The sequence below is a fragment of the Amycolatopsis sp. NPDC104587 genome, from assembly GCF_055583645.1.
Genome location: NZ_JBVJNO010000023.1, coordinates 21,341 through 33,111, shown reverse-complemented (window position 1 = coordinate 33,111; position 11,771 = coordinate 21,341). Strand labels below are relative to the sequence as shown.

The 11,771-nt window shown below is 72.2% G+C and carries 14 protein-coding genes; 8 read left to right on the top strand and 6 right to left on the bottom strand.

What is annotated here, in order from left to right; translation table 11 throughout:
- Positions 1-10 precede the first annotated feature (10 nt).
- A complete protein-coding gene (locus ACZ61C_RS45070) occupies positions 11-781 on the bottom strand; it encodes a maleylpyruvate isomerase family mycothiol-dependent enzyme (protein WP_465314125.1) in 771 nt (256 codons plus the stop codon).
- A gap of 95 nt (positions 782-876) precedes the next feature.
- Here ACZ61C_RS45070 and ACZ61C_RS45065 point away from each other — a divergent pair, with 95 nt between their 5' ends.
- Positions 877-2,031 carry an MFS transporter gene (locus ACZ61C_RS45065; RefSeq protein ID WP_465314124.1) on the top strand — a complete coding sequence of 385 codons (1,155 nt, stop codon included), beginning with the start codon at positions 877-879 and terminating at the stop codon, positions 2,029-2,031.
- Here the strand turns inward: ACZ61C_RS45065 and ACZ61C_RS45060 are convergent.
- Entirely contained in the window at positions 2,021-2,641 is a 621-nt protein-coding gene (locus ACZ61C_RS45060; protein WP_465314123.1) for a winged helix-turn-helix transcriptional regulator, read from the bottom strand. The genes ACZ61C_RS45065 and ACZ61C_RS45060 overlap by 11 nt on opposite strands.
- 60 nt (positions 2,642-2,701) lie before the next feature.
- Here ACZ61C_RS45060 and ACZ61C_RS45055 point away from each other — a divergent pair, with 60 nt between their 5' ends.
- On the top strand, positions 2,702-3,070 hold the full coding sequence (locus ACZ61C_RS45055) for a VOC family protein (protein WP_465314122.1): 369 nt from the start codon (positions 2,702-2,704) through the stop codon (positions 3,068-3,070).
- Positions 3,071-3,075: 5 nt separating this feature from the next.
- On the opposite strand, the gene ACZ61C_RS45050 is transcribed toward ACZ61C_RS45055, so the two are convergent.
- Positions 3,076-3,441, bottom strand: a complete 366-nt coding sequence (locus ACZ61C_RS45050; protein WP_465314121.1) for a winged helix-turn-helix transcriptional regulator — start codon at positions 3,439-3,441, stop codon at positions 3,076-3,078.
- Positions 3,442-3,540: 99 nt separating this feature from the next.
- Between ACZ61C_RS45050 and ACZ61C_RS45045 the strand changes: the two genes are divergently transcribed.
- From ACZ61C_RS45045 to ACZ61C_RS45030, 4 genes are all read left to right on the top strand, one after another.
- Positions 3,541-4,386, top strand: coding sequence for an alpha/beta fold hydrolase (locus tag ACZ61C_RS45045; protein WP_465314120.1), 846 nt, complete (start codon positions 3,541-3,543; stop codon positions 4,384-4,386).
- A complete protein-coding gene (locus tag ACZ61C_RS45040; RefSeq protein WP_465314119.1) occupies positions 4,383-5,204 on the top strand; it encodes an MBL fold metallo-hydrolase in 822 nt (273 codons plus the stop codon). The genes ACZ61C_RS45045 and ACZ61C_RS45040 overlap by 4 nt, the downstream gene beginning before the upstream one ends.
- A 6-nt stretch (positions 5,205-5,210) precedes the next feature.
- Complete coding sequence (locus tag ACZ61C_RS45035; protein ID WP_465314118.1) at positions 5,211-5,462, top strand: LysR family transcriptional regulator; 252 nt, start codon at positions 5,211-5,213, stop codon at positions 5,460-5,462.
- Between the two features lie 182 nt (positions 5,463-5,644).
- Complete coding sequence (locus ACZ61C_RS45030) at positions 5,645-6,643, top strand: NAD(P)H-dependent oxidoreductase (protein ID WP_465314117.1); 999 nt, start codon at positions 5,645-5,647, stop codon at positions 6,641-6,643.
- A gap of 12 nt (positions 6,644-6,655) precedes the next feature.
- Here the strand turns inward: ACZ61C_RS45030 and ACZ61C_RS45025 are convergent, their stop codons facing one another.
- From ACZ61C_RS45025 to ACZ61C_RS45015, 3 genes are all read right to left on the bottom strand, one after another.
- Positions 6,656-7,861, bottom strand: coding sequence for a glycosyltransferase (locus ACZ61C_RS45025; RefSeq protein WP_465314116.1), 1,206 nt, complete (start codon positions 7,859-7,861; stop codon positions 6,656-6,658).
- Positions 7,862-8,448: 587 nt separating this feature from the next.
- Positions 8,449-9,573, bottom strand: a complete 1,125-nt coding sequence (locus tag ACZ61C_RS45020) for a C40 family peptidase (protein WP_465314211.1) — start codon at positions 9,571-9,573, stop codon at positions 8,449-8,451.
- Between the two features lie 17 nt (positions 9,574-9,590).
- Positions 9,591-10,553, bottom strand: a complete 963-nt coding sequence (locus tag ACZ61C_RS45015; protein ID WP_465314115.1) for a nucleoside hydrolase — start codon at positions 10,551-10,553, stop codon at positions 9,591-9,593.
- Between the two features lie 52 nt (positions 10,554-10,605).
- On the opposite strand from ACZ61C_RS45015, the gene ACZ61C_RS45010 reads away from it, so the two are divergent.
- Positions 10,606-11,361, top strand: a complete 756-nt coding sequence (locus ACZ61C_RS45010) for an acyltransferase (RefSeq protein ID WP_465314114.1) — start codon at positions 10,606-10,608, stop codon at positions 11,359-11,361.
- Between the two features lie 56 nt (positions 11,362-11,417).
- Complete coding sequence (locus ACZ61C_RS45005; protein WP_465314113.1) at positions 11,418-11,753, top strand: hypothetical protein; 336 nt, start codon at positions 11,418-11,420, stop codon at positions 11,751-11,753.
- Positions 11,754-11,771 lie beyond the last annotated feature (18 nt).

Below are 11,771 nucleotides of genomic sequence, written 5' to 3'. Positions count from 1 at the left end.
AGGGAACGCCTCAGAACTTCGTGTTCTCCCGCCAGTGCCGGAACAGACCGGCGTTGCCGGAAATCGACAACCGCGGGTCGTCGACGGCGATCCGGCCGGTCAGGGCCAGGAGCAGGTCGACGGCGCGCCCCTCGACGACGACGTCGGCCTCGGCGGTTTCGCGGCTCACCTCGACCGCCGACGGCGTCCGCCGCGCCAGCCACTCGACCGCCGGGGCGGTGGCGCGGAACAGCAGGGTCTCGCCCGTGCCCCGCAGCGCTGTCCGGTCCAGCGCCGGGTGGTGCTGTCGCGAAAAAACGGCCACGAGGTCGAGGCCCTCGGAGATGCCGTCGACGGCGAGATCGGCGTCGACCTCGTAGTCGGCGCCGGTCGCGAGCGAGGCGTCCGCGCGGTGGACGACCGTCTCGTGGGTCAGCCGCCGCGTCCAGAACCCGGCGCGGCGGTCGGGGGTCCAGGTCGACGTCGAGGTCTCCGGGCCGACCTCGGCCACGACGGTGACCAGCTGTTCGGCGCCGTCGAGGAGCCAGTCGCCGAGGGCGTCGAACCCGGGCGGGTCGTCGACGGTGACGGCGTCGAACGGCACGTAGCCGGTGGGCCGGCTCGCGATGATCGCGGCGGACTTGTGGTAGGCCAGCCCGACGTGGCGGGTCAGCTCGTGGAGCGTCCATTCGGGACACGTCGGGACGCGCAGCTCCGGCTCGGCGTCCGCGATCACCGTTCCGAACAGCTCCGCCTCGGTGACGAGGGCTTCGGCCAGCCGGTCGTGGCTCAGTGACTTCACCCGACCACCGTAGGGCCTCCGGCGGTGGCTGCGGGAGTCCTGATCGGCTGCCCCGAAGGGCACCCGCGGACCCGAAGATCAGGATAATCCGAGGGGTGACCGGGGAACTGAAACGCGCGCGCCTGGGGGTTTCCGTCGTCTTCGCGGTGTGCGGGGCGGCGTTCGCGACCTGGCTGGCCCGGGTGCCGGCGGTGCAGGACCAGCTGGGACTGAGCACCGGACAGCTGGCGATCGGGCTGTTCGGCCTCGCGGCCGGGTCGGTGCTGACGCTGCTGGGCGCGGGAGCGCTGCTGACGCGGATCGGCAGCCGTGCGGCCGTCGTGCTCGGCGCGGTGGTGCTCTGCGCCGGGCTGCCGCTGGTCGCGTTCGCCTGGTCGGCGCCGGTGTTCGTCTCCGCGCTCGTGGTGCTCGGTGTGGGCAACAGCCTGCTCGACGTCGCGATGAACGCGCACGCCGCGCGCGTCGAGGAGGGGTACGGGCGCTCGATCTTCGCCGGGTTCCACGCGTTCTGGAACATCGGCGGCCTCGCGGGCTCCGGGGCCGACGCGCTGATGGAGGCCCTGCACGTCCCGGTTTCGGTGCACTTCCCGGTGGCCGGCGCGGTGCTGCTCGCGCTGGCGCTGTGGGCCGCGCGCACCCGGTTCCTCACCGGCGCCGACCGCGGCCAGGGCGAGACGGCGTTCGCGTGGCCGAGCCGCGCGCTGGTGCCGCTGGGCGTGATCGCGTTCTTCGGGTTCGTCGCCGAGGGCGCGGTCAACAGCTGGAGCGCGGTGTACCTCGCCGACGTCACCGGCGCGACACCCGCGCTCGCTTCGCTGGGCTATTTCGCCTTCTCCGGGACGATGATCGCGGTCCGGCTGGTCGCCGACCGCGTGGTGGCGCGGACGGGTGCGGTGCGGTTCGTCCGTTTCGCGACCACGGTCGCCGTGCTCGGGTTCGCCGTGGTCCTCGCCGCGCCGTGGCCGGCCGCGGTCGTGCTCGGCTTCGCGGTTGTCGGTCTGGGCGTGGCCGGGATCGTGCCGATCGCGTGGAGCGTCGCGAGCCGCAAACAGGCGGACGCACCGGGCCGCGCGGTCGCCGCCGTCGCGGCGTGCGGGTACCTGGGTTTCCTGGTGGAGCCGGTGCTGGTCGGGGCACTCGCGACGCGCGTCGGGCTGCACTGGGCGTTGTCGTCGGCCGTCGTGGTCACCTTCGCGATCGCGTTCCTCGCGCCGTCGCTGCGCGTGCGGGAGGGGGTGCCTACACGATGAGCAGCCGTTTCACGGCTTTGCGATCGCCTTCGACCTCGACGCGGCCGTCGGCGATCGCGGCGTCGAGGTCCGACGGCGTTTCGAGCAGGGCGTTCAGCGTCGGCGGGTCGGTCCGGAGCACGGCGTCCGGCTCGTCGGGTTCGCCGAGCTGGACGGTCAGCTCACCCGGCTCGGTCCGGACCGTCCACACCCGAGCGTCCAGCTCGACGCGGTAGCAAGCGCTTTCGCGCGGACGGGCGGAGCCGCGGAGGAACAGCAGCACCGAGGTCGCGCCGAGCGTCGCGGGCCGGGGGAGCGGGACTCGGGTCGCCCACGCGCCCAGCGCCAGGATGATGGGCTCCAGCTCGCGGCCCCATGCCGTCAGCTCGTAAACCGTCGAACCGGCCGGTGGCGGCAGCTTCCGGCGCGCCACGACGCCGTGGCCCTCGAGCTCCCGCAGCCGGTCGGTGACCAGGTTCGAGCTCGCGCCCGGCAGCGCGCGGCGGACGTCGGAGAAGCGCTGTGGCCCGAGCAGCAGCTCACGCACCACGAGCAGCGCCCAGCGTTCCCCGACGACGTCCAGCGCGCGGGCGGTGGCGCAGGCGTCGCCGTAACTCCGGTTCGTCGGCATGGTGCCAATTTACAACTATGAGGTTGTTTTTAACAACTGTACCCGCGTACGGTGGCCGCCATGGGAAATCCGGTTGTGCACTTCGAAATCATCGGGACGGACCCGGCGCGGCTGCGTGGCTACTACGGCGAGCTGTTCGGCTGGGAGTTCGACACGTCGGGACCCGTGTCCGACCAGGTGTCGGAAGCCGGGAACTACGGATTCGTCGAGACCGACGGCATCCCGGGCGGGGTCGGCGGCGGCGCGGGCCACCAAAGCCACGTCGTGTTTTACGTCGGCGTTCCGGACGTCGCGGCGGCGCTGGCGGAGGCCGAACGCCTCGGCGGCACCCGCCGGATGGGCCCGGACCGGGCGCAGGGACGCGACCTCGTCGTCGCCCATTTCACCGACGTCGAGGGCAATCTGATCGGCCTCGCCGGCCCGGCCTGACCTCGCTACCCGGCCGCGTTGGCCCGGTCGATCGCCGCCATGTTCTCCTCGGCCCAGTTCCGCAGCGCGGCCAAGGGAATCTCGAGGGACCGGCCCAGATCCGTGAGCCGGTAGTGCACTTTCGGCGGCACGGTCGGCTCGACGCGGCGGGCGACCAGGCCGTCGTTCGTGAGCGAGCGCAGGGTCACCGACAGCATCTTCTGCGAGACGCCCGGCATCCGGCGTTGCAACTCGGCGAAGCGCACTTCGCGCGGGTCCGCCTCGGCCAGCACCTTGACCGCCATCGACGTCCACTTCGTGCCGATGCGGTCGAGCAACCGGCGCGTCGGGCACGCCGGGTCGAACAGGTCGCCGCGGTTGGAGGGGGTCACCTGGAGCTCACCACCTGTCGGGAAAGTGCCGTCTTGGCCGGGGCCGGGGAGATACCTACGGTTTTCTGGTAACCAATGGTAACTGCTCCGGGGAGAGTGATGGTGCGCGCGAACGGCATCGAGGTCAACGTCAGCGTCACGGGGGAGGGCCCGGCCGTCCTGCTGCTGCACGGCTTCCCGCACACCGGACGGCTCTGGTCCGGGATCATCCCACGTTTGGCGACGCGGTTCCGCGTCATCACGCCCGACCTGCGCGGGCTCGGCGGAACGGCCCGGCCGTACGGCGGGTACGACGCGGGCACCCTCGCCGCGGACGCCGAAGCGCTCCTCGACGCGCTCGGGGAGCCGACGGCCGCCGTGGTCGGCATCGACGCCGGCGCGCCGCCCGCGTTCCTGATGGCGATGCGGCGCCCCGAGCGCGTCCGGCGGCTGGTCCTCATGGAGTCGTTGCTGGGCCGCCTTCCCGGCGCCGAAGACTTCCTGGCCGGCGGACCGCCGTGGTGGTTCGGGTTCCACGCCGTGCCGGACCTCGCCGAGACCGTCCTCATCGGACACGAAGCCGAGTACATCGGCTGGTTCCTCGACGCCGGCACGCGAGGACGCGGGGTGCCGCGCGAGATCCACGACCACTTCGTCGCCGCGTACACCGGGCGTGACGCCCTGCGCGGCGCGTTCGCCCACTACCGCGCGATGCCGGTCAGCGCCGGGCAGATCGCGGACGCCGTCGCGCACGGGCGGCTCACCGTGCCCACCATGGCGATCGGCGCGCAGCCCGTCGGGGACGCGCTCGCCCGTCAGCTGCGGCCGGTCGCCGACGACCTGACGTCCCACCTCGTCGAGGACTGCGGTCACATCATCCCGCTCGACCGGCCGGAAGTCCTGGCGCCGCTGCTGAACACGTTCCTTGACCTCGACCTGGCTGGAGCTTCAAGACTGTCGTCATGACGATCTGGATCTGCGGGACGTGCGGGGTCGAGCACCCTGACACCGACCGGCCCCCGGCGGGCGAGTGCGAGATCTGCGCGGACGAGCGCCAGTGGGTGCCCTCCGCCGGGCAGGTGTGGACCACCCTCGAAAAGCTGTCGGCCGATAGCCATGCTGTGGTGCACGAAGAGCTGGAACCGGGGCTGCACCGGCTGAACCGCGAACCGCCCTTCGGCATCGGCCAATGGACGCACCTCGTGCAGACCCCGCGGGGGAACCTCCTGTGGGACCCGCCCAACCACCTCGACCCGGCGCTGGTCGCCAAGGTCGAGGAGCTCGGCGGCGCCGCGGTGATCGTGGCGAGCCACCCGCACATGTACGGCTCGCAGGTCAGCTGGAGCCATCGGCTCGGGCGGGTTCCGGTGCTGGTGCACACCGCCGACCGGCGCTGGGTGCGGCGCGAGGCCCCGGTGCTGCGCGAATGGTCCGGCACCGAACAGGTGCTGCCCGGGGTGACGCTCGTCGAAGCGGGCGGCCACTTCCCGGGCGCCGCGGTGGCCCACGTCGAAAACGCCACCGGCGGGGCCCTGCTGGCCGGCGACACGATCGTGCCGGTGGCCGCGGCGGGCTGGGTGACGTTCATGCGCAGCTACCCCAACAAGATCCCGCTGTCGCCCGGGCTGGTGCGGCGGATCGTGGATCGGCTGGAGCAGTACGGGTTCGACCGCCTCTACGGCCTGCTGGGCGGCACGGTCCTCGGTGACGCCCAGGGTGCGGTGCGCCGGTCCGCCGAGCGCTACATCGCCTGGGTCAGTGGGGCGAACGACCACCTCGGCTGAGCATGCGTGGACCTGAACTCACTCCGGCGGTTCCTCGTGGTGGCGCGGCTCGAGCACCTCAGCCGCGCCGCCGGCGAGCTGCGTGTCGCCCAGCCGTCGCTGAGCCGCGCCATCGCGCGGCTGGAGAGCGAGCTCGGTGCGCCGCTGTCCGACCGGGCCGGCCGCTCTTTCGCGACCACGTCGAACGCTCCCTGGGCGAGCTCGACGCGGGACGCCGTGCCGTCGCCGAGGGCCTGGGGTCCGTGCGGCTGGCCCTGAGCGCCCCGCTCGTCTGGCTCGCCGTCGACAGCCCCGGCTGCCGTCGCGAGATCACGTTGTCCTGGGCTGCCGACAGCCGGCTGCCGGCGGCCGCGCACCACGATCACCGGCTGAGACTGGGCCACCTGACGTTCCGGCGGGCCGCGTCGTCGGAGGAGTACCCGCATCGGAACAGGAGAACGATGACCAAGATCGGAATCATCCTCGGCAGCACCCGTCCCGGCCGCCGGGGTGAGCAGGTCGCCCGCTGGGTCCACGACCTGGCGTCGCGGCGCGGCGACGCCGAGTTCGAGCTCGTCGACCTGCTCGACCACCCGCTACCGCACCTGGACGCGCCGACGCCGGCGTCGCTGACCCCCGGCGAACACGCCCACGAGCACACCCGGGCCTGGGCGGACGTCGTCGCGGCGTTCGACGGGTTCGTGATCGTGACCCCCGAGTACAACCACTCCCTGCCCGGCGTGCTCAAGAACGCCCTCGACCACGTCTACTACGAGTGGAACAACAAGGCGGCCGGGTTCGTGTCCTACGGCGGCGCGGGCGGCGCCCGCGCGGTCGAGCAGCTGCGGCTCGTCTGCGGCGCGCTGCACATGGCCGACGTGGCCGTGCAGGTCACGCTGCCCTTGGCGACCGAGTTCGAGAACTTCACGACGCTCAAGCCCAGCGACCACACCGTCGGCACGCTGGGCACCATGCTCGACCAGGTCGTCGCGTGGAGCGCCGCCCTCGCGCCGCTGCGCGCGACGTCCCGGCGTGAAACCGACGAGGCCGAAATCCGGCGACAGATCGACGGGATCGTCGCCGGAATCGGGGCCAAGGACCTCGACGGCCTGATGCGGCACTACGCGGCGGACGTCGTCTCCTTCGACGTCGAGCCGCCGCTGCAGCACGTCGGTGTCGAGGCGAAGGCCAAGAACTGGGCGAAAGCGTTCACCTTCTTCCGAGAGGTTTCCTACGAGGTCCGCGACCTGACGGTCACCGTGGACGGGAGTGTGGCCTTCGGGCACGCCTTCGGCCGGCTGAGCGGCACGCTCGAAACCGGGGTGGCGACGGACGGGATGTGGGTCCGCGCCACCTTCGGCTTCCGGAAGATCCACGGCGAATGGCTGATCACGCACGACCAGGCGTCCGTGCCGTTCGACCTGGTGAGCGGCCGGGGCATGGCCGACCTGGAGCCGTGACGGCGTCGTCGGCTACGGCTGAGCGGCCAGGTCGAGGAGCAGTTTCGCGGCCACCTGGGCGCCGTCGGAACCGACGCCGGCGGCGACCTCCTGGGCCCTCGCCCGGGTTTCGGGGGCCAGTGCCGTGGTGAGCGCGGCGGACAGGGACTCGACGGTCGGCGTCGAACCGTCGTGCGCGGCGCCGACGCCCAGCTCGGCCACTCGCCCGGCCCAGTACGGCTGGTCCGCGATCCGCGGCACGACAACCTGGGGCGCGCCGGCCCGCGCGGCCGTCGTCGTGGTGCCCGCGCCGCCGTGGTGCACCACGGCGGCGACCCGCCGGAACAGCGCCTGCTGGTTGACCTCGCCGACGACGAAGCAGTCGTCGGCGCCGTCGGCCAGGGCGAGCTCGGCCCAGCCGCTGCCGAGCAGCAGCCGCCGGCCCTGCGCGCGGATCGCCTCGCCCGCGACCTGCGCGATGCCCTTCGGCGCGTAGGCGGCCATGCTGCCGAAGCCCACGTAGACCGGCGGCTCACCGGCGTCCAGGAACGTCTCGAGGTCGGCCGGCAGCGGCCGGTCGTCGGGCAGGATCCACGCGCCGGTCGGCACGAGGTCGAGGTCCGTCATGCCGTCGGACGGACACAGCACGGGATCCGCCGCCAGCCACGGCCGGTCGGTGAAGACGTGGTCCCGGACATCGCCGACCGGCGGCAGGCCGAGCGCCTCCCGCCCGCGGTTGAGCGGCGGGCCGTACAGGGCGTCGACCCGTTCGGCGTCCTGCGCCCAGAGCACCCGCTTGTCGGTTTCGTCAGGTGGCGACGGCTTGCCCGGCCGCATGCCGGGAGGAAAGACCTGCGACGGCAGCCCGTGGAGGTGAAAGCTGGCGTAGACGTAAGGGATGCCCAGCTTCTCGGCGACATCCCGCGCCCCGGCGGGCAGCAGCCCGGTCGCGAGCAGCACGTCACACCCTTCGGCGGCGGTGGCAAGCGCCTCGAACCGCGCGGCGACCAGGTCGGCCGCCAGCCGGAAGGGATCCGGCCGTTCGCCGGTGACCACCTGACGCACGGAGGCGCCGAACGGCGCCAGCGGCACCCCGGCCCGCTCCAGCAACCGCACAAAATCCCCATCCGGCGGCGCGCACACCAGCGCCTCCGCACCGAGCTCCCGCAAGGCGACGGCAAGCCCCGCCAACGGCTCGACGTCCCCGCGCGATCCCCACGTCGTCAACAGAACACGCACTTGATGAATCCCCATTTCCCCTGGTCCTGGCTTCAGGCGAGCCATTCTGGGGCATCACCCCGGCCTTGCCGCAAGCCCCGGGGTCGGCTATACCTTGAAGGGGGCGGGGAGAACATTTCAGGATCTCGCTCGCGCGGCAATCTGACCGCGCCTTCGATACCACTCGGCTAATTGGCAGCCGTCGCCGAAATCTGACCACAGCCCGCCCGCCCGGCCGGCCAATGGGCGATCGTCGCCTTGGCCGAAAACCGACCACGCGCCGTCCGGCCAGCCGGGCTCGTCGCGTGGCCGAATCCTGACCACAGCCCGCGCGGCTGACCGGCCAACCGGAGCCCGTCGCCGTGGCCAAAACCGACCAGGCGCCGTACGCCGCTCGGCCAGCCGGGGCTCGTCGCGTGGTCGAATCCTGACCACAGCCCGCCCGGCCAGTCGGTCGCCCGCGCTCGTCGCCCCGGCCGAAAACCGACCACGCGCCGCACGGCCGACCAGCGCTCGCCGCCGTGGTCGAAACTTGACCACCTGCCGCCCGTCACCCGGCGCTCGTCACCGTGGCCGAAAACCGACCACACCCCGCCCGACCAGCGAACTCACGCCGTCGGGCGGCCCGCTCCCGCGTAGTCGTCGCCGTCCCTGCGGTACGAGTGCACCTGCACCGCCTGGCCGGTCTGCGGCGCGTCGATCATCTGCTGGTTGCCGATGTACAACCCGACGTGGTGGATCTTCGTCGCCGGCTCGCCGTAGAAGATCAGGTCGCCCAGCTGCGGGTCGGTCACGTGCGAAACGCTCCGGAACTGCGTGTCGGCCGTCCGCATCAGCTTGACCCCGGCGCTCGCGTACGCCGCCGTCGTCAGGCCCGAGCAGTCGAAGCCCGGGTCGTTGCCGCCGGTGCCGTTGCCGCCCCAGATGTACGGGAGGCCGATCTTGTCGATGGCGAAGTTCACCGCGCTCAGCACCGCGGCGTTCGGCGCCGCCGAGCCCTGGCCGACCGTGCCGTAGACGTTCACCGTGGCCAGCGTCCGGTGCAGGAACAGAGGCGCGGACTGCAGCTTCGCGACCGCGTCCCACCAGACCTGACCCTGGGACAGGTCGTGCCCGCCGTCGCACAGCGCGCGGCCGGTGGACAGCGCCGCGTCGTCGATGTTCTGGACATCGGGCTTCCCGCCCGAGTAGCTCGCCTGGTACGTCGCCCAGACCGCCGGCGCCAGCTGCATCGGCCCGGCGGCGTTCGCCGTCGAGACGACCTTGTTGTAGAAGTCCCGCACCTCGATCGTGCCGAGGGCCTTGTCCAGCACGCCGGTGGTGCCGAACTGCCCGCCCTGCGCGCGGCCGTGGTCCGTGGTCACTTTTCCGACCGCGGCGAGCGTCACCCACGAGAGGTGGCAGCCCGGGATGTCCTTGCCGATTTTTGTCGTCGCCTTCGCGTAGCCGACCATCGCGCGTAGCGGGACGTCGAGCCACTGGCTGGTCTTGGACGCCCAGGCGTCGAACTCGCTGGCTTCCGGCACCTTCGGCGGCGCCGACACCGACGTCGGCGGGGCTGTGGTCGTTTTCGGGACAGCGGCCGTCGAGGTGACCGTCGCGGCCGCGTTCGTCGTCTCCTGCTGCTTCGGCGCGAGCTGGACGCCGGCCACCAGCGCGGCGGCGACCACGACCACCGCGGCCACCACGACCGCGGTGCGCCGGCGGCGGGGTTCGGGCGTCTCCTCCGGCACGGCCTCGGGCTCCTCGCTCACCGGGCGGCCCCGGTCAGGCGGTCCAGGACGAAGCCGCGCAGCCCGTCGAGGTCGGTGTCCATCGCGACCTCGATCGGACGGCCGGGGGAGAACTGCGGATCGTCTTCACCGAGCCGTCGCCGGTCGACCAGTGTCTGGCCGCGAGCCGGGCCCAGCCCGCAGTCGACGTCCACGCGGTAGGTCTCGCTGTGCAGGATCCCCGGCGAGATCGCCTCGGCGACCGCGACCGCGTCGTGCATGACCATCCGGTCTTCGCCGAACACGCGCGTGTAGTGCTGCCGGTAGGTGGAGGTCAGCCCTTCGAGGGTCTGGCCGACCGGGCCCGACGCCGCGAGCTTCGCCAGCCACTCGGCGTCGACCGCGCACTGGTGCGTGAGGTCCAGCGGCACCAGCACCACCGGGACGTCCTCTTCGACCAGCACCCGGCGGGCCGACTCGGGATCGCTCCAGATGTTGAACTCGGCGGCGGCGGTGCTGTTGCCGAACGTCACGCCGCCTCCCATGATCACCAGCCGGGCGATCTTCGCCGCCGCGCCCGGGTGGGCCGCGAGCAGCGCGGCGATGTTCGTCAGCGGCCCGATCGGTGCGATGGTCACCGGCTCGTCGGCCGCTTCGAGCAGGTCGAGCATCAACCGGACGGCGTCACGCTCGTCGAGGGGACGTCTCGCCTCCGGCAGTGTGTAGGAGTGACCCGAGAGGCCGTCACCGCCGTGGACCTCCTTGGCGTCGCGCGGCTTGGAGTACACCAGCGGCCGCGCCGCCCCGGCGGCCACCGGGACGTCCGTGCGGCCGAACAGCTCCAGCAGCCGTCGCGCGTTCGAGGTCGTGCGGTCGATCGGGACGTTGCCGAACACCGACGTCACGCCGAGCAGGTCGACGTCCGGGGAGAGCGCGGCCAGCGCGATCGCCAGCGCGTCGTCGACGCCCGGGTCGGTGTCGATGATCAGCTTCGTGCCCATCCAGCTCCCCTTGCCCGTGAACCCGTCCCGCACACAGGTTACGGTCACCGGCATGACGTCGATGTGGGGTGCGCCCGCTCTTTCGCGGGTGCGGGCCTGGCGGCAGGCGCGCCGCGATCCGCGACAGGCGAAGTTCCTGACCGCCGACTCACTGCGCTGGGTGCTGCGCAACCGCGCGTACACGCCCTGGTACCTGGTCCGGTACTACCGGCTGCTCAAGTTCCGGCTCGCCAACCCGCACATCATCCTGCGCGGGATGCTCTTCCTCGGGAAGAACGTCGAGATCCACTGCCGTCCCGGCTACGGGCGCCTGGAGATCGGCCGCTGGGTCCACATCGGCGACGGCAACGCCATCCGCTGCCACGAGGGTTCGCTGCGCATCGGCGACAAGTCCGTGTTCGGCCGCCAGAACGTGATCAACTGCTACCTCGACATCGAGCTCGGCGCGGCCACGCTGGTCGCCGACTGGGTGTACATCTGTGACTTCGACCACGTCATCGCGGACATCCACATCCCGATCAAGGACCAGGGCATCGTCAAGTCGCCGGTCCGGATCGGCCCGGACACGTGGCTCGGCACGAAGGTCAGCGTCCTGAAGGGCACCCGCATCGGCCGCGGCTGCGTGCTGGGCGCGCACGCGGTGGTCCGCGGCGACCTCCCGGACTACTCGATCGCGGTCGGCGCGCCGGCTCGCGTGGTCCGTAACCGCGAAGACGACTACGCCGCCGACGCCGCGCGACGCGAGGCCGTCGCGGACATGGCGCGGAAGGCGAACAAGGCGCTGCAGAAGACCCTCGGCGAGCAGTAGGGCCGGGCCATACTGGCCGGGCGGGGGAACTTCGTACTGTTTGGACCTCGGTCGTCTTGGCGCTGTGCGCTGTCGGCCTGCTGATCGTCGTCCCGCTCCTGGTGCTGCAAGGGATCCTGGCAAGCGTCCCGGTGTTCGGCGAGCCCGGCGACCCGGGCGACGTCTTCGTCTGGGCCGCGGCGCTCGGCGCGGGCCTTCCGCTCGTGGGCGTGGTCGTTTCGGCGACAACGCGGCGCCGCGGGTGGACGTGGTTCTTCGGGATCTGCCTGGCGGTGGCCGCCGCGATCGCGGCCCTGAACTGGGTGGACGACGTCCGGCACGCTCCGGTCGCCCCGGGACCGCGCCACTGCGTCGAGCACAGCGGCGGCGGCAACGAGTGCCCGGGAGGCTGACGAGGTCCGCCTTGTCCG